Source organism: Nocardia sp. NPDC051981 (assembly GCF_040680715.1).
In the GTDB taxonomy this organism is placed as follows: Bacteria; Actinomycetota; Actinomycetes; order Mycobacteriales; family Mycobacteriaceae; genus Nocardia.
Window position 1 is genome coordinate 158,947 of sequence record NZ_JBFAXK010000012.1, and the last position, 22,329, is coordinate 181,275.

The following is a 22,329-nucleotide window of genomic DNA, read 5'->3' on the forward strand; positions in this document are numbered from 1 at the left end:
GGACCGGCTAGGCGGTGGCGAGCCGGAGAGTCCGGGCCCGGCCGCCGAGGGTCGACAGGGCGGCCAGAATCGAGCCGCCGCCGAGCCAGAGGACGCTGAGCGGGCCCGCGTGGTCGACCGCGATGCCACCGGCCAGCACCGAGGGCGATCGAGAAATTGAAGGTCGAGACGAACAGGGGCGATGCCGCTTCGGTGGTGTCCGGGCGGCCCGGAGGATGCGGGTCTGGAAGGTGACGGGGACGGCGCCGTAACCGAGGCCCCAGAGCATCAGGATCGCTCCAGCGGCAACGACATTCATGCCGAAGAGCGCGAGCGCGGCCATGGCCGCGACCAGCAACACCCCGATGCCGAGGGTGGTGCGCCGCAGGCTCTTCGCGACCAGCGCGCCCGCGAGGAAGTTGCCGCGGATGCCGGCGATGCCGAACACCACTGCCCTGCGCCTCGCGCTGATCCTGACCTGGGTTCGCGCACGGGCTGCAGCTGCTGTGCGATGCATTGGATGGTGCTCCCTGATTCACTGATCGACAATGTCCTGTCCGCCAAGGGTTCTCGCGAGATGTGGGCCAGCGTGGCCACCCAGCTGACCCTCGCCGACTTCCTCTCCTCCGGCGCATACGACCGCCACCTCCGCCGCACCCGCGCCGCCTATCGCCACCGGCGCGATCTCCTGGTTCGCACCCTGGCCCAGCGGGCCCCGCACATCCGGGTCAGCGGCATCGCCGCCGGACTGCGCGCCGTCCTCGAATTGCCGTACGGCACAGAGGATTCCACCCCGCATGCCGCCCGCCGCCGCGGTCTGGTCCTCGACGGCCTGCGCCGCTACCGTCACCCCCCCGCCCGCATGCCGCACCGCGACGGTCTGGTCATCGGCTACGGCACCCCTTCGACCACGGTTTCGGCCCCGCACTCGAAGCCCTGTGCCAGGCCCTGCCCGACCGATGACGCACCACTTCCGCCACGGCGTCGGCCTGTAGCGCGGGGGTAGCTCCGGTCTGCTGAACACTCGCGGCAGTGTGCAGAATAGGACGATGACCGCTCGACAGCTTGTTTCCTCAGGTGCCCAATGGGAGCCGATCGTCGGCTATTCGCGCGCGGTCCGCGTCGGCCAATGGATCGCGGTGGCCGGAACCACCGCCGCCACCCCCGACGGGCCGCCCGTGGGCGGCGACGATATCGCCGAACAAACCCGCGAGGCTCTCCGCCGAATTGCCGCCGCCCTCACCGAAGTCGGCGCCTCCCTCGAAAACGTCATCCGCACCCGAATCTATGTCACCGACATCTCCCGCTGGGAAGAAGTGGGCAAGGCCCACGGCGAAGTCTTCGCGCACATCCGCCCCGCCGCCACCATGCTCCAAATCTCCCAGCTGATCGACCCGGAACTCCTGGTCGAAATAGAAGCCGACGCGATACTCCCGTAGCCGCGTTCCCGCACGCGCCGGAAATCTCGGTCGGCCCTTGGAGTTCGGATCCAGGGGCTGCCCGGTGCCGTACGAGCGGAGTGGGAGCCCGGCTCGAGGTTCAGGACATCCATGAGAGAGGGGTCCTCATCGATTCGATTTGGTGGCGGAGGTGGTCCAGGAGCTTTTCGGGATTGTCGAAGTCGGCGGGATTGATGGGCGCGCCGAAGTGGATGGTTACCGGATGGCGGCGGTTGAAGGGGCGGGCGGGGGTGGCGGCGCGGCGGACGGGGAGGACATTGTCGGTGCCGGTGGTGGCTACCGGAATGATGGGGACGCCGGTTGTCAAGGCCAGATTGGCTACGCCGGGTTTGTAGGGTTCGTGGTCGCCGGGCGGGACCAGTCGGCCTTCGGGGTAGATGATGAGCACACCGCCGTGGTGCAGAATTTGCTCTGCTTGGGCCATGGCATCGCGGCCGGAGTCGGAGTCGCGGCGAATGACGGGAATCTGGCCCAGGCGGCGGACAAGCCAGCCGATAACCGGCCAGGACCACAGTTCGGCCATGGCGATGGCGATGGCGCGGCGGCGGAGCGCTCCCCAGAGGAAAACCGCGTCGAGCATCGAGATGTGGTTGCTCGCGATGATGACCGGACCGGTTTTCGGAATCCGGTCGCGGCCGATCACGGTGACGTGGACGAAGTTCGACCACGCCAGCGTGCGGAGAATACGCCTGACCAGGTGCGTTGTCAGCCAGGCTCGTTTACCCAGCCCTTTGGGGCGTCGTGCATCGGTGTTCATCGCTCTCCCACATGGATAGTCCGGCAATGGTTTTCATACTCGCCGGGCGGCGGGGTACGCGCCACCGCAGAACTACTCAGGGGCCGAGCGGAAGTCATGCAATAGCGGATTGCTATGGCGATTTTTCGGGCGTAGCCTGGAGATTGCTGTACTCACAGCAGAATCCCAACAGAATTCAGCAAGGGGCGAGTGCTGCCATGACTGGAAACTGGTGGCGTCACACCGTTTTGTCCCAATTGTCCCGATCGCCGGGGAATGCCGCGGTGCTCTTCCTCGTCGTCGAAGACGGTACCAAGGTCATCACCTTCCCGAGACTCAACTGGGGATTCGTGGCGGTCGCATCCGTCGCGGTTCTCGTATTCGCCATCGCAGTCCTGCTGCTGGTGAATTCCGCGCACTTCGAGGAACCACAGGCACCGGCACCGGCACCACCTGCATCATGCGAACCGTTCTGCCCCACGCCTAACTGAGTACTGTTCGCCGATCGCGAAGATGAGGATGAAAACCATTCCGCCGGAATCCGATTCGACCTCCGGCATGGTGCCATATAGCGCCGCGACCTGGGACGCGATGGACAGTCCCAGGCCGTGGCCCTATGGCGTGGGCCGCGACGATAATTTTCCCGCCGCAATGAACCCTGACCAACGGTGCACATCGAGCATGCCGGGCATGACCCATCGGCCGGTGGCGTCGACCGTGCGCTCCGCGTCCGGAATCTCGCCGCCGATGACCGTGACCTTGCCGTCGGTCACCCCGACATCCGCGCGCACCGGCACTACGCTGCACGCGGGCACCTTCCTGACCACGCAGCACTGACACCGAGCGCCACGGCTACACCAGCTCGGGCATCCTGCCGCGCGCGCGATACTCCTGGGGCGGACAACCCTGCCATCGCCGGAAGGCCCGGATGAAGGAGGCGGCCTCGGCGTAGCCCAGCCGCCCCGCCACCTGCTCGGTGGTCATATCGGTCCGGTCGAGCAGTTCCTCCGACAGCGCCTGCCGCACCTCGTCGAGCAGTGTGCGGAAGGAGGTGCCCTCCTCGTGGAGCCGCCGCGACAGCGTGCGCGCACTGACGTACATCTCGGCCGCCACCGCCGACTGATCCGGGAGCACCCCCGGATTGCGGATCAGCAGATCCCGCACCGCGCCCGCGACGCCGGTACGAGCGTGGCGGCGGGCCAGCAGGTCCCGGCACATCTGCTCGCATCGACTGCGTGCCCACTCGTTGGCCTGCGGCAGCGCCACATCCAGGTGTGCGGCGTCGAACGCGAGCTCGGTGCCGGCCGCGCCGAAGTCCGGCTCCACCCCGAAGACCGACCGATATCGCGCGGTATCGGCGGGCGCGCCGTGCCGGAAACTCAAGCGCCGCACCGGAACTCCCACGGAGAACAGTTCCCGGGCGATCACCTGGACACCGGACATGACCCGCTCGCCCAGAAAGGCGCGGACCTCCTCGGGAAACTCCCAATCATCGAACCGCAGCCGCCCTTCGCCGTCCGCCTCCTCGAAGCTCAACCGCCCGAAAGTGAAGGCCGGCTCCACGCAGTGCAGGGCAACCTGCACGGCGTCCCGCAGCGTGCGGCTGGCCAGCAGCGCCAGCCCCCACGGTCCGTGCAGCGAGACGCGATAGCGGAGCCCTGCCTCCACGCCCAGCCCCGATTCGTCCCCGAATCGGGCGAGCAGATTGCGCACCACCGTAAGTTCCTGCCGCGCAGACAGTTCCGCGTATCGATCGATCACCGCCTCGGGCGGCACTCCGGTGCCGGCCAGGCACTCCCCCACAGGCATCCCCCGTTCCTCCGCGAGCCGCGCCACAATGTGCACGCCGGAGGTATTCCTGACTAGATCCCAGTCGAACATGTACGCGTCGTCCTCTTCGACTACTCCCGACCAAATGTCTGTTCCCCATCGGGTTGGCGAAACATATCAACGAGAGACCGTCCGGTGTGGCGCAACCGACAGATTCGAATGCGACACATGATGCGTTTCGGTCGACACGCGATTCGTCACGTAACAGCCGGTGCCCCCGTGCGATTCATCCACATCCGGTCCGGACGACGACCAGCAATCGAGGCCTGCCCACCATGAGCGTCACCGCCATCCTGCTAATTCCCGCGCTGGCGGCACCCACCTTCGGCATCGGCATTTGGCTCGGCATCCGGTCGGTTACCAGCGAGACAGCCGCGGAACACCGCCGGGCCCATTGCGCCGAGGTCCTGCGTTCATGGCCCGACATCCAGACGCAGCACCGACCCACCACCTGGCCGGAGTCCCACCGAGCCCGATAACGTCTGCCGTATGAGCAGCGACACGACCCGTACCGTGGTGGTCACCGGCGCGTCCTCCGGCATCGGCAAGGCCACCGCCGCCGCCTTCGCGGCCCGCGGCCACAAGGTGATCGGCACCAGCCGCAACCCTGACTCCATCGCCGCCGCCGACCGCGTGGCCGGAGTCGAATACCGCGCACTGGACATCACCGACCTCGCCTCGATCGACCGCTTCACCACCGAACTCGGCGCGATCGACATACTCGTCAACAATGCCGGAGAGAGCCAGGCCGGACCGCTCGCCGAACTGCCCCGGGAAGCAATCGAAAGGCTGTTCCAGCTCAACGTGTTCGGTGCGGTATCCCTGACACAGGCGGTGCTGCCCGGGATGCGCGAGCGAGGCTACGGGCGGGTTGTCATGGTCGGTTCCATGCTGGGCAGCTTCCCCATGCCCTACCGCTCCTCGTATGTTGCGACCAAGGCGGCACTGCGCGGATTCGCGACCGCCGCCCGTTTCGAAGAGTCGCCGTACGGAGTGTGGATCACCACCGTGGAACCCGGCCAGATCGACACCGGCCTGAGCGAGCGACGGATGAAGTACATCGCTGAAGGCTCTCCGCACACCGCAGAGTTCACCAAGTTCATGGCCAAGCTCGACAGCCAGATGAGCAAGGGAATCCCGCCCGAGAAAGTCGCGGAAACCATTGTGGCAGCAGCCGACTCGGACCGGCCCAACCCGCTGTATGCGGTAGGAAGCAATGCCCCGCTGATGTTCGCCATTCGCCGCATCCTGCCCCGCACTGCGATGGAGCGTCTGATCGCCACCGCCCAAGGGCTCAAACGATAAGACCGAAAAGCCACGGAATCCGAATTATTCAGTATGGCAATATGATTCGTTAATTCCCCATCGTCGAGGACGATTCGCACGCCGGATGAGAGAATCCCGGCCACACTGGGTGGCCGGGATTCGTTGGCCGCTAGCCGTCGACGGTGAGGACCGTGCCCGCGGCGACCGTCAGGTTGCCCTCACGGACCGCGAAGCCGAGCCCGGGCTCCAGCGGTATCGCGCGGTCGAGCGTGACCGCCACCTCGACGGTCTCGCCCGGCATCGCGCGGCCCTCCGGCACCGCCACCTGACCGGAGACGTCACCGGTGCGGACGAAGAACTGCGGCCGGTATCCGGTGACGATCGGCGTGCGCCGACCACCCTGGGACGCCGTCAGCAGCCGCACCCGCGCGGTGAACCCGGTGTGCACCGCGATGCTGCCGACCGCCGCGACCACCTGGCCGCGCGCCACCTGACCGCGTTGCACGCCGCGCAGCAGCAGCGCCACATTGTCGCCCGCCTCGGCCGATTCCATGGTCCGGCCGAAGGTTTCGAGGCTGGTGACCACCGACTCGATCGTGCCGCCGAAGCCGAGCACCGCGACGCGGTCGCCCGCCTGGACGCGCCCGCGCTCCACCGCACCGGTCACGACGGTGCCGCGACCGGTAATGGTGAGCACGTTCTCCACCGGCATGAGGAACGGCGCGTCGAGGTAGCGCACCGGCATCGGCACGTAGTCGTCAACAGCGTCGAGCAGGCGCAACAGCTGCACCGACCAGTGCTCGTCACCCTGCAGCGCCCGCAGCCCCGACACCGGCACCACGGGAGCACAGTCGCCATCGTAACCGTTGGCGGACAACAGCTCTCGCACTTCGATCTCGATCAGCTCCAGCAGCTCACCGTCGGCGATGTCGGCCTTGTTGAGTGCGACCACGATGTGCTCGACACCCACCTGCCGGGCCAGCAGCACGTGCTCGGCGGTCTGCGGCATGACGCCGTCGTCCGCCGACACCACCAGGATGGCCCCGTCCAGCTGGGCCGCGCCGGTGATCATGTTCTTCACGAAGTCGGCGTGCCCCGGCATGTCCACGTGCGCGTAATGCCGTGTGGCCGTCTCGTATTCGACGTGCGCGATATTGATGGTGATTCCGCGTTCGATCTCCTCCGGTGCCCGGTCGATGCGGTCGAACGGGACGAAGGCGGTGCCGCCGCGCTCGGCCAGCACCTTGGTGATGGCGGCGGTCAACGTGGTCTTGCCGTGGTCGACATGCCCCATGGTGCCGATGTTGAGGTGCGGCTTGGTGCGGACATAGGCCTGCTTGGCCATGATTGGTTCTCCAACCGGGAGTCAAGGTTTCGAGGGGACCTCAGCAGCGAGCCGACCTTCCCCGTCTGAGGTCCCGGGACGTCCCGGAGAAGGTCAGCGTCGTGCGCCGTCGAATGCGAAGACCACCAGGGCAGCAGCCATCGCGCCCGCGACTGCGGGGAATGCGGCGATGGACTGTGCGAACATGCCGACGATCGTGCCGGGCGGATCGGCTCGGGCGCAATCGATTTTCCCGATCACCCTCCGGCACAACGTCACTCAGGGACCCGACGCCCCGGTGAGCTGAGTGGGCTCGGTACGGCCGGGCCGGCGGGTCGCGGCGAGCTCCGCCGCGACGAGCAGCCAGACGACGATCGCCACAACGAACAGCACACGGCCGAGGGTCCGCGCCCAGGACAGCGACAGTCCGGCACCGGTCGAGAGCGCCGCGACCGACGTCATGCCGAGCGGGAACACCGTCGCCCACCGCCGCGTGTTGTATCCGGGGCGGAAGCGAATCACTTCGGCCCCGACCAGAATCGCGTAGCAGCCGAGGCTCACGACGAGCAGCGCCAGGGTCACTGCCTCGAGCACCGTGTGCGGGATTCCCGTCCACCGCTGCCAGGCGGTGAGTTTCGAGGCGGCCAGGGCCGAGATCGCGAGGGCACCGGTCATGACCCACTGGTCCCCCGCGCCCCGCCAGATCTCCGCGATGTCGAAATGCGCGAATGCCACTGGATACAACAGCAATCCGAGCACGAAGCACACCAGTGCCGCGGCGGCGAGCCAGTCGCCGGCGCCGTTCTCCGCCAGGGTGGCCGCCAGCACCGACAGGCCCTCGGTCGACACGCAGACCAGGAACACCGCGCCGGGCATCCGCCGATTCCAGTGCCGGATCACCATGACCAGCAGCACCGGCCACACCACCGTCGCGACCACGAGCAGGGCGATGGCCACGACCTGCCAGCCGAGCAGGCACAGCCGGGTCCCCAGTACGGTTGCCGCGGCCACCGCGGTCAGGGCCGCCGGGGTATCGGCCTCGGATACCCAGCGGTCGTGATCCCAGAGCTGCCGGGAGACGAAATCGGCGGCCAGCACCAGCCAGATGATGCCCGCGAGCGCCAGCAGCAGCCGCGAGACCGTCTTGTATCCGGTGAGATGCGTTCCGACGGAAAGGATTCCGGTCGCCATGACGAAAGCCCCCATGGCCGGGGGCAGTTCGCGCCACCAGCGCACGGAGTCGGCGTCGTGCCCGGTGAGCGCGGTGAACGCCCCGGCCGTCAGGATCGCCAGCGCCGAAACCACCAGCGCCACATCGAGTCCGTGCCGGAAGGCCACGGTCGCCGTCTGCAGGACCTCGTGGACGTGCGGTGCGTACTTTATGGCCGTGGCCAAGTCGAGTCCCGGTGGGATGCGACCGCGTTCGACCGCGTCGATGGCGATGGGTTGCAGGTCGGCGGGCAGGCCCAGCTCGGTGAGGCGGATCCGCAGATCGGCGGTGAGGAAACCGTTGACCAGCGAGCCGAGGACCGCGACGCCCACGGCCGCCCCGACCTGCCGCATGGTGTTGGTGGCCGCGGCCGCCATGCCCGAATGCTCGGCGGGTACACCGGTCAGCACCGCCGCGGTGAGCGGCACCACGGCAACGCCGAACCCGAGACCGGCGACGGCCAGGGTGGCGGCCAGCGGCGCGAACTCCACCGTGCCGTCCAGCGCGTGCCGGGTCAGCAGAATGCCCGCCGCACCCACGACACAGCCGACGAACATCGGCGTGCGGGCGTCGGTACGTGCGACCCAGAATCCGGCGGCCACCGCTCCGAGCATGATCGCCGCGGCCATCGGCGCGAACACCGCCGCGGTCCGCCCGGCCGAATAGTGGATCATCACCTGTAGATAGAGCGCGGTGAAGAAGAAGATCGAGAAGACCCCGAAGTAGACCGCGAAGGCGACGAACAGTGCGCTGCGCACCGGTGGAAGCCGTAGATAGCGAAAGTCGAAGACGGGGTTGCGAACCCGGTTCTCGACGGCGACGAACGCGAGGAACGCGAGCCCGCCCAGCACGAACAGCGCGACCACCGAGCGCGCGCCGTATCCGCGGTGCTCCCCGCTGATCGCGGCATAGATCACCGCACCGAGGAAGATCGCGCCGAGCAGCGAGCCGAGCCAATCCAGCTGCCCCGGTTGCGGATCCGCGCTCTCGGGCACATACCGCAGCGCGGCGGCCAGCACCACCGCGCCGAGGATCAGGTTGAACCAGAAGATCGATCGCCAGCCGTACGCCCCGACCAGTACGCCACCGAGCACCGGCCCGGCGGCCAGGGCGAGACCGGACACCGCCGCCCACACCCCGAGCGCCTTGGCGCGGGCGCGGGGATCGGGGAAGACCTGCCGCAGCACCGACAGGGTGCCCGGCTCGGACGCGGCCGCGCCCAGTCCCATGACCGCGCGACCGGCGATGAGCATCGGCACGCTCGCCGCCAGCGCCGAAATCACCGATCCCGCACAGAAGATCGCCAACCCGGCGACCATGACGCGTTTGCGTCCCCACCGGTCGCCGAGGGATCCCGCCGCCAGCATGAGGCTCGCGAAGACCAGGGTGTACGCATTGACCACCCACTGCAGCAGCACGACATCGGTGCTGAGCTCCGACCGGATGTCGGCCAGCGCCACGGAGACCACGGTGGTGTCGAGGAAGGTCACGAACAGGACCGCGGTGACGGTGGCCAGCGCGATTCCGGGCCGCGCCGCGCCGCGCGACGTGTCACCGATTGCCACGTCCACAGGTTACGTGGCAGGCGCGACCGGCTGTCCGGTTTCGATCGGCGTGGCGACGCCGCCCGGACCGGTGGACGCGTGCTGCGCCTCGCAGGCGGCCAGCCCCAGGGCCAGGGCGCACACGGCGATGACGATGGCGGACTTCAGCCGCATGGGGTCCTCCAGACGATCGGGGGCGTCCGTCTCGGTGCGGCGCCCGCGATCAGAGTCGGACTCGCCGCTTGGAAGCGGCCAATGACCCACCAATGGCCGGTGCGACGCGCAGGATGGGTGACGGTCCGGACCACGGACCCATTCCCCGAGGGAAGGCGTGAATCGGTGCAGGATAGTCGGCGAATCGTCGCTGTCTCGATCCCTCTAGACTCCCGAACGGGGAGGTCGGTTTGCTGAGATTTGCCGTACTGGGCGAGGTCCGCGCATGGCGTGGGGACACGCCCCTGGATCTGGGTCCGCCACAGCGGCGCGCCGTGCTGGCCGCACTGCTCCTGCGCGAGGGCAAGGCGGTCACCGCCGCCGAGCTCGTCGAGGGGATCTGGGGCGAGGACCCGGTGCTGCGCGCCGTGCCCGCGCTGCGCACCCACGTGGCCAAACTGCGGCGCGAACTGGAACCCGACCGCGTCAACCGCGGACCCTCCACCCTGCTGATCTCCATCGGCGACGGCTACGCCCTGCGACTCCCGCCCGGGCGCACCGATATTCACGACGTCGAGGACGAGGTCGCCGCGGCCGAGCGGCTACGCTACGAGGATCCGGGCAGCGCCCGCGACACCCTGGAGTCGGCGCTGGCCCGCTGGCAGGGCGCCGCGCTGGGCGGACTGCCGGGGCCCTATGCCGAGCGGCAGCGGGCCCGGCTCGAACAGTGGCGGCTCTCGATCCTCGAGGACCGCCTCGCCCTCGATATCGAAACCGGCCGCAGCGCCGAGGCGGTCGCCGAACTCGGGCCGCTCATCGAGGAGCATCCGCTGCGGGAACGCTTCCGCGCACTGCTCATGACCGGGCTGTACCACTCCGGCCGGCAAGCCGAGGCGCTCGCGGAATTCGGGCGCGCCCGTCGCGCCCTGGTCGACGGCGTCGGCGTGGAGCCCGGACCGGAACTCAGTGACGTGCACGCGCGGATCCTGCGCGCCGAGCTGCCGCCCGTGCTGCGGCCCACCCGCGCGGTGGTCACCCCGGCCCAATTGCCGCCCGACATCGCCGATTTCACCGGCCGTTCCCGCGTCGCGGAGGAGATCGCGGCCCAGCTCACCGGCGACGGACCCGCGGTCGCCATCTCGGCGGTCGGCGGCATGGGCGGAGTCGGCAAGACCACCCTCGCCCTGCACATCGCCCATCAGGTGCGCGACCGGTTCCCCGACGGGCAGCTGTATGTGAACCTGCGCGGCGTCGACCCCGAACCGATCCCGCCCGGGGACGCGCTGGGCGGATTCCTGCGCGGGCTCGGAGTCGCCGAGGGCGATATCCCGCCCGCCGTGGACGATCGTGCCGCGCACCTGCGAACACTGTTGAGCGACAAGCGGATTCTGGTGGTGCTCGACAATGCCCGCGACAGCGCCCAGGTGGCGCAGCTGCTGCCCGGCACGCCGGGTACCGCGGTGCTGATCACCAGCCGCTCCGCGCTCACCGAACTGCCCGCGGTGCGGCGCACCCGCCTCGACGTACTGGAGCGCGAGGAGGCCATGACGCTGCTGACCCGCATCCTGGGCGCCGAACGCGTTGCGGCCGAACGGGATGCGGCCTACGCGGTGATCGAGCAGTGCGCCTGCCTGCCGCTGGCGGTGCGCATCGTCGGTGCGCGGCTGGCGGTGCGGCCGCAGTGGACCATCGCCTCGCTGGCCGAGCGGCTGGCCGACGAGAGCCAGCGCCTCGAGGTGCTGCAGACCGGCGACCTCACCCTGGAGGCGGCCTTCCGCCTCGGCTACGGGCAACTGAACACCGAGCAGGCCAGGGCGTTTCGCATGCTGGCCCGCGCCGATGTGCCGGACTTCCCGGTCGACGGGGCCGCGGCGCTGCTGGGCGTGCCGGTGGCGCGGGCCGAGCTGGTGTGCGAATCGCTGGTGGATCTGAGCCTGCTGGAGACGCCCGCGCCCGGCCGCTACCGCTTCCACGACCTGCTGCGGCTGTTCGCGGCCCGGCTGGCCGGGACGGCCGCGAACCGCGATCTCGGCGAACGGGAATCGGAGATCGTGGTCCGGCTGCTGGACTACTACCTGGCCAGCACCAAGAACCTGCTCGGCGCACTGGATTACAGCAACACCACGCTGCTGCTGGTGCCCACCACCGTGCCGGGCCACACCTTCGCCGGCGGGGCGGAAGGCCAGTCCTGGAACGATGTCGAGCGGCCGGTGATCATCGCACTGCACCGCCAGGCGGCCCGGCTCGGCGGGCGGGCGGTGGCGCTGGCGGCCGATCTGGCCTGGGTGATGTCGGAGCTCATGGACACCGGCAGCCGCGCCCGCGAGCTCGCCGACGGCCTGAAGGCCCTGCTGGACACCGCGATCCGCGACGGCGACCACGCCAGCGCGCGACGGCTGCGGGTGGCGCTGGGCGCCATGATGCAGATCGGGCTGGGCGAGGTGGAGGCGAGTCTGGAGTTCCTGCAACCGATTTCGCAGCCCGCCGACGATGCCGAGCGCCGGTTGCAGGTGCTGGCCGAGATCCTGCTCGGGGTAGCGGATCGGCGCACCGGCAATACCAAGGACTCGCATCGGCACTACGCCAATGCCATCGCCTGGACCCGCGCACTCGACGATCGGTCGCTGGAGGCGTGGATCCTGGCCCTGGCCACCCGCACGCTGTGCGAATCCGGCCAGTACGCGGAGGCGGTGGCGGTGGCCGAGCGGGCCATCGCGCTGGCCCAGGAGTCGTCGAACGCGGTCGCGCTGGGCTGGGCCACCCACGAATTGGCCGCCACCCGTTCGATGCTCGGCGAGCACGCGCTCGCGCTGGCACTGGCCGAGGACGCGGTGCACATGACCCATCGCAATGGCGTGCGCCTGTGGGAGGGCTGGGCACGCACCCGGCTGGCCCAGATCCACCTGCGCGCCGGGAACGACGCCGCCGCGGAAAGCGAGGCCACCCAGGCCCTGCGACTGCTGAGCAAGGCGGCCGATCCCCTCGACCGGGCGCGAGCGCTGTCCCTGCGCGCCACCGCCCGCACGGCCCGCGGCGATCACGAGGCCGCCGCCCGCGAGCACGCCGACGCTGCCGAGATCTTCCGCCGCGCCGGGCTGCCCGCACCGACACTGGCGACGCTGTTCGCACCGGGACCGGCCACCGAATAAAGAACGTTTATTCGCTTTTTATCGGCACGTGGGAGCGTGCAGACACGCGGGTTCCCCGGGTCTGCAACACCCGGGGTACTCGCGCGCGATGAGGTCATGTCCGCGTGCGCACGAGGGGTGCGCATCCGGCTCATGCAGATCGGACAGCCGCCGCCGGCACCGGCCGGCGGCGCCTCCGGCCCCTTCCCCGAATCTCTCAGGACAGATCCGCGTCCAGGCGCGCACCCAGTGTGCGCAGGTGCGCGGTGGCGCCGCCCGCCTCGAACTCGGCGCGTTTGGCCGCGGTGAAGTAGCGCTGCATCGGATAGTCCAGGTAGATCCCGGTGCTGGCGTGGATGTGGACGGCGGTGTGGGCGACGCGATGACCGGCCTCGGCCGCCCAGAATTTCGCCACGTCGACCTCGGATTCCGCTGAGAGCCCGTGGGATTCGCGCCAGGCGGCCTGCCAGAGGGTCAGGCGAACGGCTTCGACGTCGATATAGGCGTCGGACAGGCGCTGGCGCACCGCCTGGAACGAGCCGATGGGTTTGTCGAATTGCTTTCTGGTGCGGGCGTATTCACAAGTCATCTCCAGGGCGCGTTCGAGGATACCGAGTTGCAGCGCGCACGCGGCCACCGCCGCGCGGCGCCGGGCCCAGGCGGCGGCCTCGGGCGCGGCGATCACATCCTGATCCGGGAGGTGCACATCACGAAGTTCCAGTACCGCCGCGTCCGTCCCGTTCACCACGTGCTGCCCGGTCACGGTGACGCCGTCAGCGCCCCGATCCAGGAGGAGCAGCATCGAATTCGCGCCGCAACGGGCTTCGACGAGGAATCCGTCCGCGAAGGCCGCGTCCGCGACGACCGACTGCGAACCCCTGATGCGCCAGCCGTTCCCGCTGAGCTCGGCCTCGAATGCGACGAAGTCACGCGCGAGCGCCGGCGCCAAAGTGGTCTCACCGCGCAGCAGCGGCCGCACCCAGCGCTGCATCTGCGCGTCGTCGCCGAACTCGGCCAGTGCCGCCGCGACCACCACGATACTCGTGGAATACGGTGCGGGAGCGACGGTCCGGCCGATCTCGATCAGTACGCCACACTGTTCCAGCAGTCCGTAGCCGCCGCCGTTCGCACGCTCGGGCAGCGCCGCGTCCAGCAGGCCCGCGCCCGCCATGGCCCGCCACAGGTCCGGATCGAATCCGGTGTCGCAGGGCCGGGGATGGCGGCCGGCCCAGTCGGCGAGCAGTTCGCGAGCCAGTCCCGACAGTTCCCGCTGCGCGTCGGTGTATTCGAAATCCATGGTGCTACTCCTCTTCTCAGCGGGTGACGGGCAGGCCGAGGGCGTTCTTGGCGATGATGTCGCGCTGCACCTCGTTGACGCCGCCGCCGAAGGTCAGGATGAGCGCGGACCGGTGGCAGCGTTCGATGCGCCCGCGCAGCAGCGCGCCCGGGGAATCCGCGCGGATCACCGCCTCGGCGCCGAGCACCTCCATGAGCAGCCGATACCCCTCGATGGCGAACTCGGTCCCGAAGACCTTGGTGGCGGAGGCATCCGCCGGGCCGAGCGCACCGCGATCGGCCGCCCACGCGGTCCGCCAGTTGCGCAGCTTCAGATACTCGGCGTGCGCGTGCACGCGAGCCAGGTGCAGCCGCACCCATTCGGCGTCCATGACCCGGGAGCCGTCGGGCAGGACGGTCGCGCGCGCCCACTCGGTCACCTGCCGCAGCGATTCCTGCAGGGGCGCGGCCGAGGCCAGCGCCACGCGTTCGTGATTGAGCTGATTGGTGATCAGCGCCCACCCCTGGTTCTCCCCGCTCACCAGATTGGCGGCGGGCACCCGGACCTCGGAATAGTAGGTGGCACTGGTGCCGACCCCGGCCATGGTGTGCACCTTGGTCCACGAAAACCCCCGGGCCGCCGTGGGAACGATGAAGATCGACAGCCCGGCGTGCTTGCCCGCGCTCGGATCGGTGCGCGCGGCCAGCCATACGTAGTCGGCGTATTCGATGAGGCTGGTCCACATCTTCTCGCCGGTGATGACGTACTCGTCCCCGTCGCGCACGGCGCGGGTGCGCAGCGAAGCCACATCCGTCCCGGCATCCGGCTCGGAATAGCCGATGGAGAAGTGCACGTCGCCGCGCGCGATCCTCGGCAGGAAGTACGCCCGCTGCTCCGCGGTGCCGTACCGCATGATGGTCGGCCCGACCGTGTTCACCGTGAGATAGGGCACCGGCACGCCCGCGGCGGCGGCCTCGTCCAGGAAGATCAGCTGATCGAGCATCGGACGGCCCTGTCCGCCATGCTCTTCCGGCCAGCCGAGGGCCAGCCAGCCGTCGGCGCCCAGCCGGCGCACCACCTCCTTGTAGACGGTCCCGTCGCCGTGCTCGCCGCCGGGACCCGAGCGCAGCGCCGCCCGCACCTCCGGGGTGACGAGGTCGGCGAAATACTCGCGCAGCCGCTTGCGCAGCCGGTTCTGTTCATCGCTGAAACTGATGTGCATAGGCTGAAAGGTAGGAAGCCGCGAGGCCGGATCCGCCCGGCTGGCAGGAAGCTGCCAGATCCACCGGGAGCGACCGGTTCCCGTGTCACGATCGGGGAAGTGATGCAGCGACAGCAGACCGGCGCCCTGGCCACCGGCATCGTCCGGTTCAGCCAGGAGGGGCACTGGGATCAGGACGTCCACCACCTGCTCCGCCATGCCCGGCGAGAGGCGGTGGTAGCGGTCTCCAATCCCACCCACTCCCGTGATCACCTGCGGCTCGGGCAGGTTGTCGTGGACGATCTGCTGGCCGCGGGCAAGCAGGTGCGGCTGCTCTACTCCCCCGACTATCTGGAACTGAGGGACCGCCGGCCGCTGCTGCGGCACTCCTCGCAGGGCGCGCAGATCCGGGTGACCGACAACGACTTTCACAATGTGCTGATCATCGACCGCACCGTGGCGGTGCTGTGGAGCGGCGCGGGAGCCGACCACCCGTACGCCTACCTGGTCCGCGAACCCGCCCTGCTGCGCGCTCTGCACCAGTTCGCCCTGCTGAGCTGGCAGTCCGGCCACGGCCTGGCCGGGCACCTCGACACCGCGGACGTCGAGATCACCCCCACCGCCCGCGCCGTGCTGAATACCCTCAACCTCGGGCTGATCGACGAGGCCGCAGCCCGCCGGCTGGGCATGTCGCTGCGCAGCTACCGCCGCCACATCGCCGAGCTCATGATCCGCCTCGAGGTGCGCAGTCGCTTCCAGATCGGGGTCCGCGCGGCGCAACTCGGCCTCCTCGACGACACCCCGCACCCTGTCGCATCCCCCTGACGCTCCCGGTACCCCTGCCGATAGCACCGCTGGACGGCGAGCCTCTCGCGGTGGTTGCGGGCCTGCGCCGAGTACCTGGCTGGGGCGGCGAAGAGTGTTGCCGGACAGCCGTTTCGGCGTCGATATTGGCTGAATGAACGTGGTGGCCGCGCTCCGGCTCAATATGACCAATGTCAACGACCCGGCGGCCGGGCACCGCGAGCGGTACCGGGCCGCACTGGAGATGGCGGAGTACGCCGATCGGGTCGGGTTCACGGTCGTCAATTGCGAAGAGCACCACGGGTCGGGGACCGGGTGGCTGCCCGCGCCGCTGCTGCTGGCCGCCGCGGTGGCGGCGCGGACCGAGCGGATGCGGATCAGCATCGGCGCGCTGCTGGTGCCACTGTACGAGCCGGTGCGGCTGGCCGAGGACCTGGCGGTGCTGGACAATCTGTGCGACGGGCGGCTCACCGTGGTCGCCGGAATCGGTTACCGGCCAGAGGAATACGCGGCGCTGGGCCGGGATTTCACGCGGCGGGGCAAGCTCATGGACGAGGCCCTGGAGATCATGATCGCGGCTTGGCGGGACGAACCCATCCGGATCCATGGGCAATCGTTCGATGTCACACCCAAGCCCTGCAGCACACCCCGTCCGCAGCTGCTCATCGCCGGGATGAGCGCGGCGGCCGCGCGGCGGGCGGCGCGGTTCGGGCTGCCGCTGTCGCTGCCGATGGCCATGCCGGAGGTGGAGCAGCTCTACTACCGGGAGCTGGCACGTTGCGGCACAGCGGGTTTCGTCCACAAGCCCGAGCCCGGCAGCAGACTCACCCTGCTGCACACCGATCCGGACGCGGCCTGGCACCGCTACGGCCCGCACATTCTGACCGAGATCCGCGAGTACGCGTCGTGGCGGCGGGACGGGGTGCCGCGCCCGCACGAGACGGTGCCGGATTCGGTGGATGCGCTACGGGCGCACGGATACCTGGAGATCCTCACCCCCGGCGAGCTGCGGGACCAGATCGCGGGCGGCCGTACCGAAATCCTGATCAACCCCCTGATCGGCGGGCTGCCGATCGAGGAGGGCTGGGCCGCCCTGCGCCTGCTCGGCGACGAGGTGCTCTCACGCATCGAGCTCGCTCCCGCCGTCGGCTAGCCTCCGGCATCGCCCGATGACCCTGGCCCACACCATTTTTCGCTTCCGAAGTACCCGATCGCTAGGACAAGCATGACCGATCTGCGCCCCGGCCGGCTCACGGCCGCCGCCAAGAAATTCCTGACCTGGGATCCGAACCCGGCCGTCTTCGGCGTCACCATTCCCTGCCCGGTGCCGGTGACGATGGGGCTGGAAGAGGCTCAGCGGCTGGTCAATACCCTGATCGACACGCACGAGGCCCTGCGCAGTCGCTACAGCTACGGCGAGGGCGCGGCCTGCGAGATCGAACCCGAATCCGGCGGCGTCATCGACCCGGCCCGCGTCGACGTGCGGACCATCGATATCGAGAACCTCGACCCCGGCGCGCTCATGGTACTGATCGAGGCGGAGTCCGACCGGGCCAACCTGCGGCTGGATCCGCCCGCCGGGAAGGTCGTCACCGCGGTCCTGCTCACCCGCTCCTACGACGTGAATATTCTGCTGTTCACCGCTCATCACGTCGCCATCGACGGCGTCGCCATGTGGGTGCTGTGGGACGACATCGCCACCTACGTCCGGCAATGGGAAGCGGGAGAGGCCATCTCGCTGCCGCCCGAGACCACCTCCGGCTCGGAGTGGGCGGAGTTCCTCGACGGCTACGCGCCCACCCGGGTGGGTGAACGGGACTACTGGCTGGCGGCCTCCGACAGCGAACCCAATCAGCAGATCCGTTCGGCCACACCGAAATCGGCGCATTTCGACGGCGTCATCGACGGCGCGCTCGCCCAGCGGCTGCTGGTGGAGCTGCCCGCCGCCTACGACGCCAGCTACACCCGGATCCTGCTCGTGGCGCTGGGACTGGCCATCGAGGACGCCACCGGCGTGGCACGGCCCATCCAGGTGCAGAAACACGGCCGCTACAGCCGCCTGCGGCCGGGCACCGACCTGTCGCGTACGGTCGCCTGGATCTCCGACGACTACCCCTGGCTGCTGCGGCCGGTATCGGGCAGCCTCGAGACGCGCCTGCGCGACGCCATTGCCGCCTATCCGCCGCACCCGGAGGACTTCACCCTGCTGTGCTGGCATCACCCCGAAAGCTGGCCACACTTCCTGACCTTCAACTTCCCCAAGTTCTACTTCAACTTCCTCGGCGATGTGGGCGTGTGGATTCCGGACGCGCAGTCGCGTGAGCAGTCCCGGCTGACCATGTTCGATCTGAGCATGTTCCTCGGCACCAGCAAGCCCGAAGGCGTTGAGCAGGTGCACTATTCGGTGCACTCACCCGACGGCGGGCTGGGCGCCGAGCGGATGCGGGCCATCGTCACCCGGTGGCTGTCGATCCTCGAGACCGTGGAGGTGCGATGAGCAGAATCATCCTGGGGGATCGGCAGCCGCGGTGACATCGCCCCGCTGACGGGACTGGGCGTGGGCCTGCGCGACGCCGGGCACGAGGTTGTGGTGGCCTCGCACTGGATGTTCGCCGAGCAGATCACCGGGTGCGGGCTCGAATTCCGGCAGATGCCGCTCAATATCGACATCGATATGACCGACACCGATATCGACTGCCACCACCGATACCGCCCTGCGCGACAATCCGCCCGGCTCGCCGCCCGGATCGCCGCGGAGGACGGCGTCGGCCTCGCCGTGAAGGCCACGAGGCCCACCTGGCCGCGCACGGGAAGGGCTGATCCACCACTCACCCTGTGCCCGAGGGCGCTCCGCCCCGCCCGGGCCCGCCCACGCCGGATTCCACGCCCCGACTGTGGTTAGATAGCGCGCAGTTTCGCCTGGTGTTTGCTCTGCATCGATCCTATTAGCGCTGATCAGCGGTGGAGGCGGGCCATTTGAGTGTGCTGCGCGGGCACAAGACACTGATGTCGAACCTGGCTCTGATCCTGCTACTCGTAGTCGGGGCGGCGTATCTGGCGATCCATGTGGCGCGGGTGCGCGCACCGGGCAGCACCTACACCGTCACCGTTCAGCTGGATCGCTCCGGCGGTTTGCAGGCGGGTAACGACGTCACCTGGCGCGGGTACCGGGTGGGATCGGTCAAGGCGATCCAGATCAGCGACGGCGGCGCCCTGGTGTCGGCGGTCGCGGAAATCGACAAGCGGTACCGGATTCCGGCCGATACCCAGATCGCGGTCTCGGCGCTGTCGGCGGCGGGCGAGCAGTACATCGACTTCCGGCCCAATACCGACACTCCGCCCTATCTACACGATGGGCAGGTGGTGCGGTTCAACCCCGGCAAGATCACGACGCCGACACCCGTCTCCGAGACGCTGACGAACACCAGCGAGCTCATCGCGCAGATCGATCCGGACAAGTACGCGGTGATCCTCGATAATCTGGACACCGCGCTCAGCGGTGGGCCCGATCAGCTGCGCGGACTCATCGACGGATTGAGCATCGCCACCACGGGTTTGGACAACCGGCTGCCGCAGACGGTCAGCCTCATCGAGAATCTGCGCGTCATCGCGGGCACGACCTCGCACGCGCAGCCCGATCTCGGCACGCTGACCCGCAATACGTCGATCGTGGTCGACCAGGCCCGCGCCGCTGACGCCGAATTGCGGCAACTCCTCGACCGCGCACCCGGACAGCTGGGCATCTTCGATGCGGTACTGGACCGGAACATGGATCCGATCCAGAGCCTGGCCACCACCATGTCCGCCATCGTGCGGGCCGCGCTGCTGCGGGTGCCCGCGCTGCGCGCCCTGTTCCCGGCGCTGGTGGTCGGCTCCTCCGCCATGGGCGTGCCCGCCCACGACGGCGAGTTCTACACCATCGTGGACGCCTGGCTGCGGCCGTGGTGCAACTACCCGACCCGGACCGTGCCCCCGTCCATCGCCACGGTGCCCGTCTTCAGCAGCTGGAACTACTGCGACAACCCGCCCGACGACCAGCAGATTCGCGGATCCGCCAACGCGCCGCGCCCGGATGTCCCCAACAATGGCGCGCACCGGCCGACCGGAGTCGACCCGAATCAGCGCACGCTGCCACCCGTTCGGTGAATTCGGGCGTGTCGGCGCGCCTGTCGCGGCTTATCCCGCGAATCTCGATTTCCACCAGTCAGAATGATCACCGGTACCCAGTGGTCCCATGCTTGTGCCAACGAACAATGTCCCTTTGCCCTGAGCGGCATCGAACAGGGTGGCGGGCCAAGGTTAGGAGAGGGTCGAAACTCGATGATGAGCAGAAGTTCCCTCGGCTTGGCGGCGCGATCGGCGGTCATCGCCGGTGTGGCGGTCGCAGGATTCGCGGCGGCGCCCGCGCAAGCCGAACCATTGTGGCCCGGTGGTCCGGACATTCCCGGTGTTCCGGCGATCGTCCCCGGCATCGCACCCAGCGATGTCAACGCGCCGTGCCAGACGGCGGGTACTCGCGCCTGCCTCAAGCTCGGCAGCAACGAAGCGTGGCTGATGGACAACGGCAAGGTCGTCTTCGGCCCCACGCCCATCTCGCACGGCATGCCCGGATTCGAGACGCCGCCGGGCGTGTTCCACGTGTCGTTCAAGAAGCCGTTCCACTGGAGCACCATGCACAACGCTCCGATGGAATACGCGGTGTTCTTCAACGGGGACATCGCCTTCCACATCGGACCGGTGGACAAGAAGTCGCACGGCTGCATCCGCATGACGCCGGACGGGGCGCGCGAGTTCTTCAACTACCTGAACCCGGGTGACACCGTCGAGGTCGTGCCGTAACGGCGACGGGAATGCGTGGGCGAGCCCCCTCCGGCGCCTGTCCGGAGGGGGCTCGCTCATGTCCGGGACGCGCCGGACATTCGGGCGGCTACGCCGGGCAGTTGTGGTACGAGGTCACCAGCCAGCGGCCGTCGCGCTGGATCAGCGCCCAGGTGGCCACGATCCAGCCGTCGGCCGGCGGCTCGGTCTGCCCGGCGGATACCACCGCGCTGCGGCTGACCACGATGGCGGTGCCGGGGGCCGGGAAGCGGACCGACTGCGGTTCGTCGACGGTGCGCGAATCCCGCAGCGGGCCCGCGAAACCGGCGGCCATGGAGGTCCGGACCGCCTCACGGCCCACGTTCACCACGCCGCGCACGACGGTGGTGGCGTCGGGGTCGTAGTCGGCGACGAAGGCATCCGCGTCATTGGCGGCCCAGGCGCGGTAGAGGTTGGTCAGGACGTCGAGGACGGCCTCGCGGTCGGTCTGTACGGCGGTGTCGGTCATGGTTTCCTCCTCGGATCGCGGCCGCGGTGAGCGGCTCACGAGTACCTACCGGCGGGCCGTGCCCGATTCATCGCCGCGGGTGTACAAAGTTCGGCAGGGCCCGGATTCGAGGAGCAGGGGCCCGGATTCGAGGAGCGAGAGCATGGCGAACGTGGACTTCGAGGCGCACACCGGCCGCTACCGACGGGAATTGCTCGCGCATTGCTATCGCATGCTCGGGTCGGTGCAGGACGCCGAGGATCTGGTGCAGGAGACCTACCTGCGGGCCTGGCGGGCACGCGACAGCTACGACGAGAAGCGGGCCGGGATGCGGACCTGGCTGTACCGGATCGCAACCAATGCCTGCCTGACCGCGCTCGAGCAGCGCGGCCGGCGGCCCATGCCCTCCGGACTCGGCCACGAACCCGGTGACGATCCGCGCGAGGCACTGGTGCACGGCGGGGAAATTCCTTGGCTGCAACCGATTCCGGACGCGCTGCTCGGCGATCCGTCGGAAGCCGCGGTGGCCCAGGGCAGTCTGCGGCTGGCGCTGGTCGCGGCCATGCAGCAGCTGCCCGCCCGGCAGCGGGCGGTGCTGGTGCTGCGCGAGGTGCTCGACTGGCCGGCCGCCGAGGTGGCGCGGGCGCTGGACATGACCCCGGCGGCGGTGAACAGCGCACTGCAACGGGCCCGGAAGACGCTGAGCCAGAGCGGCATTCGCGAGGACGAGGTGTCCGAGCGCGCCGAGCAGCGGGCCGTCGTCGACAGCTATGTCGCCGCGTTCCGCAATGCCGATCTGGCGGCGCTGGAGAAACTGCTGTCCGACGACGTGATCATGGAGATGCCGCCCATGCTCAATTGGTACGTCGGGCGCGCGGACTACATCGGGTTCATGGCGCGTGTCTTCGACATCAACGGCAGCGATTGGCGCCTGGTGCCGATCGGGGCCAATGGCCAACCGGCACTGGCGGCCTACGTCCGCGACGGCGACGGGTACGCCCTGCACACCCTGCAGGTCTTCACGATTCGTGGCGGCCTGGTCACCAACCTGATCGCCTACCAGGTCGAGGAGATCTTCCGGCTCTTCGACCTGCCGACCCGATTGCCCTGAGC

General features: G+C 69.0%; 22 protein-coding genes. 13 read left to right on the plus strand and 9 right to left on the minus strand.

The window, feature by feature from the left end:
* Nucleotides 1-7: 7 nt before the first annotated feature.
* Nucleotides 8-430, minus strand: a complete 423-nt coding sequence (locus AB0L60_RS22050; protein WP_364616865.1) for a hypothetical protein — start codon at nt 428-430, stop codon at nt 8-10.
* Nucleotides 431-499: 69 nt separating this feature from the next.
* On the opposite strand from AB0L60_RS22050, the gene AB0L60_RS22055 reads away from it, so the two are divergent.
* Both AB0L60_RS22055 and AB0L60_RS22060 read left to right on the plus strand, forming a co-directional pair.
* Nucleotides 500-985 carry a hypothetical protein gene (locus AB0L60_RS22055; protein ID WP_364616867.1) on the plus strand — a complete coding sequence of 162 codons (486 nt, stop codon included), beginning with the start codon at nt 500-502 and terminating at the stop codon, nt 983-985.
* A 43-nt stretch (nt 986-1,028) separates the two neighbouring features.
* Nucleotides 1,029-1,418, plus strand: a complete 390-nt coding sequence (locus tag AB0L60_RS22060; protein ID WP_364616869.1) for a RidA family protein — start codon at nt 1,029-1,031, stop codon at nt 1,416-1,418.
* 100 nt (nt 1,419-1,518) lie between these two features.
* Here AB0L60_RS22060 and AB0L60_RS22065 read toward each other — a convergent pair whose 3' ends face one another.
* Entirely contained in the window at nt 1,519-2,196 is a 678-nt protein-coding gene (locus AB0L60_RS22065; protein WP_364616871.1) for a lysophospholipid acyltransferase family protein, read from the minus strand.
* A 263-nt stretch (nt 2,197-2,459) separates the two neighbouring features.
* Here AB0L60_RS22065 and AB0L60_RS22070 point away from each other — a divergent pair, with 263 nt between their 5' ends.
* Both AB0L60_RS22070 and AB0L60_RS22075 read left to right on the plus strand, forming a co-directional pair.
* A complete protein-coding gene (locus tag AB0L60_RS22070) occupies nt 2,460-2,666 on the plus strand; it encodes a hypothetical protein (RefSeq protein WP_364616873.1) in 207 nt (68 codons plus the stop codon).
* Nucleotides 2,667-2,865: 199 nt separating this feature from the next.
* Nucleotides 2,866-3,012, plus strand: coding sequence for a hypothetical protein (locus AB0L60_RS22075; protein ID WP_364616875.1), 147 nt, complete (start codon nt 2,866-2,868; stop codon nt 3,010-3,012).
* Between the two features lie 15 nt (nt 3,013-3,027).
* On the opposite strand, the gene AB0L60_RS22080 is transcribed toward AB0L60_RS22075, so the two are convergent.
* Nucleotides 3,028-3,984, minus strand: coding sequence for an AraC family transcriptional regulator (locus AB0L60_RS22080; RefSeq protein WP_364616877.1), 957 nt, complete (start codon nt 3,982-3,984; stop codon nt 3,028-3,030).
* A 510-nt stretch (nt 3,985-4,494) separates the two neighbouring features.
* Here AB0L60_RS22080 and AB0L60_RS22085 point away from each other — a divergent pair.
* Nucleotides 4,495-5,310 (plus strand): SDR family oxidoreductase, encoded by an 816-nt coding sequence (locus tag AB0L60_RS22085; protein ID WP_364616880.1) that lies wholly within the window; start codon nt 4,495-4,497, stop codon nt 5,308-5,310.
* Between the two features lie 130 nt (nt 5,311-5,440).
* Here AB0L60_RS22085 and tuf read toward each other — a convergent pair whose 3' ends face one another.
* The 3 genes from tuf to AB0L60_RS22100 all read right to left on the minus strand — a co-directional run bounded on the left by tuf (nt 5,441) and on the right by AB0L60_RS22100 (nt 9,523).
* Nucleotides 5,441-6,616, minus strand: coding sequence for an elongation factor Tu (gene tuf, locus AB0L60_RS22090; protein ID WP_364616882.1), 1,176 nt, complete (start codon nt 6,614-6,616; stop codon nt 5,441-5,443).
* Between the two features lie 258 nt (nt 6,617-6,874).
* Nucleotides 6,875-9,370 (minus strand): MFS transporter, encoded by a 2,496-nt coding sequence (locus AB0L60_RS22095; RefSeq protein ID WP_364616884.1) that lies wholly within the window; start codon nt 9,368-9,370, stop codon nt 6,875-6,877.
* 9 nt (nt 9,371-9,379) lie between these two features.
* Nucleotides 9,380-9,523: a hypothetical protein gene (locus AB0L60_RS22100; RefSeq protein ID WP_364616886.1), complete on the minus strand. Its 144-nt coding sequence runs from the start codon at nt 9,521-9,523 to the stop codon at nt 9,380-9,382.
* Between the two features lie 230 nt (nt 9,524-9,753).
* Here AB0L60_RS22100 and AB0L60_RS22105 point away from each other — a divergent pair, with 230 nt between their 5' ends.
* Nucleotides 9,754-12,651, plus strand: coding sequence for a BTAD domain-containing putative transcriptional regulator (locus AB0L60_RS22105; RefSeq protein ID WP_364616888.1), 2,898 nt, complete (start codon nt 9,754-9,756; stop codon nt 12,649-12,651).
* Between the two features lie 196 nt (nt 12,652-12,847).
* Here the strand turns inward: AB0L60_RS22105 and AB0L60_RS22110 are convergent, their stop codons facing one another.
* Both AB0L60_RS22110 and AB0L60_RS22115 read right to left on the minus strand, forming a co-directional pair.
* On the minus strand, nt 12,848-13,927 hold the full coding sequence (locus AB0L60_RS22110) for an acyl-CoA dehydrogenase family protein (protein ID WP_364616890.1): 1,080 nt from the start codon (nt 13,925-13,927) through the stop codon (nt 12,848-12,850).
* Nucleotides 13,928-13,943: 16 nt separating this feature from the next.
* Complete coding sequence (locus AB0L60_RS22115; protein WP_364616892.1) at nt 13,944-15,128, minus strand: acyl-CoA dehydrogenase family protein; 1,185 nt, start codon at nt 15,126-15,128, stop codon at nt 13,944-13,946.
* Between the two features lie 99 nt (nt 15,129-15,227).
* Here AB0L60_RS22115 and AB0L60_RS22120 point away from each other — a divergent pair, with 99 nt between their 5' ends.
* The 6 genes from AB0L60_RS22120 to AB0L60_RS22145 all read left to right on the plus strand — a co-directional run bounded on the left by AB0L60_RS22120 (nt 15,228) and on the right by AB0L60_RS22145 (nt 20,750).
* Complete coding sequence (locus AB0L60_RS22120) at nt 15,228-15,932, plus strand: hypothetical protein (RefSeq protein ID WP_364616895.1); 705 nt, start codon at nt 15,228-15,230, stop codon at nt 15,930-15,932.
* A 133-nt stretch (nt 15,933-16,065) separates the two neighbouring features.
* Nucleotides 16,066-17,064 carry an LLM class flavin-dependent oxidoreductase gene (locus tag AB0L60_RS22125; RefSeq protein WP_364616897.1) on the plus strand — a complete coding sequence of 333 codons (999 nt, stop codon included), beginning with the start codon at nt 16,066-16,068 and terminating at the stop codon, nt 17,062-17,064.
* A gap of 72 nt (nt 17,065-17,136) precedes the next feature.
* Nucleotides 17,137-18,408 (plus strand): condensation domain-containing protein, encoded by a 1,272-nt coding sequence (locus tag AB0L60_RS22130; protein WP_364616899.1) that lies wholly within the window; start codon nt 17,137-17,139, stop codon nt 18,406-18,408.
* Nucleotides 18,409-18,426: 18 nt separating this feature from the next.
* Entirely contained in the window at nt 18,427-18,813 is a 387-nt protein-coding gene (locus AB0L60_RS22135) for a hypothetical protein (RefSeq protein ID WP_364617026.1), read from the plus strand.
* Nucleotides 18,814-18,917: 104 nt separating this feature from the next.
* The gene (locus tag AB0L60_RS22140) at nt 18,918-20,057 is read left to right on the plus strand and encodes an MlaD family protein (protein WP_364616901.1); all 1,140 of its coding nucleotides are present in this window, start codon (nt 18,918-18,920) and stop codon (nt 20,055-20,057) included.
* Between the two features lie 177 nt (nt 20,058-20,234).
* Nucleotides 20,235-20,750, plus strand: a complete 516-nt coding sequence (locus tag AB0L60_RS22145; protein WP_364616903.1) for a L,D-transpeptidase — start codon at nt 20,235-20,237, stop codon at nt 20,748-20,750.
* Between the two features lie 88 nt (nt 20,751-20,838).
* Here AB0L60_RS22145 and AB0L60_RS22150 read toward each other — a convergent pair whose 3' ends face one another.
* Complete coding sequence (locus AB0L60_RS22150) at nt 20,839-21,237, minus strand: SgcJ/EcaC family oxidoreductase (protein ID WP_364616905.1); 399 nt, start codon at nt 21,235-21,237, stop codon at nt 20,839-20,841.
* A 79-nt stretch (nt 21,238-21,316) separates the two neighbouring features.
* On the opposite strand from AB0L60_RS22150, the gene AB0L60_RS22155 reads away from it, so the two are divergent.
* The gene (locus AB0L60_RS22155; RefSeq protein WP_364617027.1) at nt 21,317-22,327 is read left to right on the plus strand and encodes a sigma-70 family RNA polymerase sigma factor; all 1,011 of its coding nucleotides are present in this window, start codon (nt 21,317-21,319) and stop codon (nt 22,325-22,327) included.
* The last annotated feature ends 2 nt before the right edge of the window (nt 22,328-22,329 follow it).

Excerpts from the sequence above, each read along its gene's own strand:
- AB0L60_RS22055 (WP_364616867.1), top strand. The coding sequence starts at position 500 with ATGGTGCTCCCTGATTCACTGATCGACAATGTCCTGTCCGCCAAGGGT.
- AB0L60_RS22150 (WP_364616905.1), bottom strand. The coding sequence starts at position 21,237 with ATGACCGACACCGCCGTACAGACCGACCGCGAGGCCGTCCTCGACGTC.
- AB0L60_RS22125 (WP_364616897.1), top strand. The coding sequence starts at position 16,066 with ATGAACGTGGTGGCCGCGCTCCGGCTCAATATGACCAATGTCAACGAC.
- AB0L60_RS22145 (WP_364616903.1), top strand. The coding sequence starts at position 20,235 with ATGAGCAGAAGTTCCCTCGGCTTGGCGGCGCGATCGGCGGTCATCGCC.
- AB0L60_RS22140 (WP_364616901.1), top strand. The coding sequence starts at position 18,918 with ATGTCGAACCTGGCTCTGATCCTGCTACTCGTAGTCGGGGCGGCGTAT.
- AB0L60_RS22110 (WP_364616890.1), bottom strand. The coding sequence starts at position 13,927 with ATGGATTTCGAATACACCGACGCGCAGCGGGAACTGTCGGGACTGGCT.
- AB0L60_RS22130 (WP_364616899.1), top strand. The coding sequence starts at position 17,137 with ATGACCGATCTGCGCCCCGGCCGGCTCACGGCCGCCGCCAAGAAATTC.
- AB0L60_RS22075 (WP_364616875.1), top strand. The coding sequence starts at position 2,866 with ATGACCCATCGGCCGGTGGCGTCGACCGTGCGCTCCGCGTCCGGAATC.
- tuf (WP_364616882.1), bottom strand. The coding sequence starts at position 6,616 with ATGGCCAAGCAGGCCTATGTCCGCACCAAGCCGCACCTCAACATCGGC.
- AB0L60_RS22060 (WP_364616869.1), top strand. The coding sequence starts at position 1,029 with ATGACCGCTCGACAGCTTGTTTCCTCAGGTGCCCAATGGGAGCCGATC.
- AB0L60_RS22065 (WP_364616871.1), bottom strand. The coding sequence starts at position 2,196 with ATGAACACCGATGCACGACGCCCCAAAGGGCTGGGTAAACGAGCCTGG.
- AB0L60_RS22080 (WP_364616877.1), bottom strand. The coding sequence starts at position 3,984 with ATGCCTGTGGGGGAGTGCCTGGCCGGCACCGGAGTGCCGCCCGAGGCG.
- AB0L60_RS22100 (WP_364616886.1), bottom strand. The coding sequence starts at position 9,523 with ATGCGGCTGAAGTCCGCCATCGTCATCGCCGTGTGCGCCCTGGCCCTG.
- AB0L60_RS22115 (WP_364616892.1), bottom strand. The coding sequence starts at position 15,128 with ATGCACATCAGTTTCAGCGATGAACAGAACCGGCTGCGCAAGCGGCTG.
- AB0L60_RS22085 (WP_364616880.1), top strand. The coding sequence starts at position 4,495 with ATGAGCAGCGACACGACCCGTACCGTGGTGGTCACCGGCGCGTCCTCC.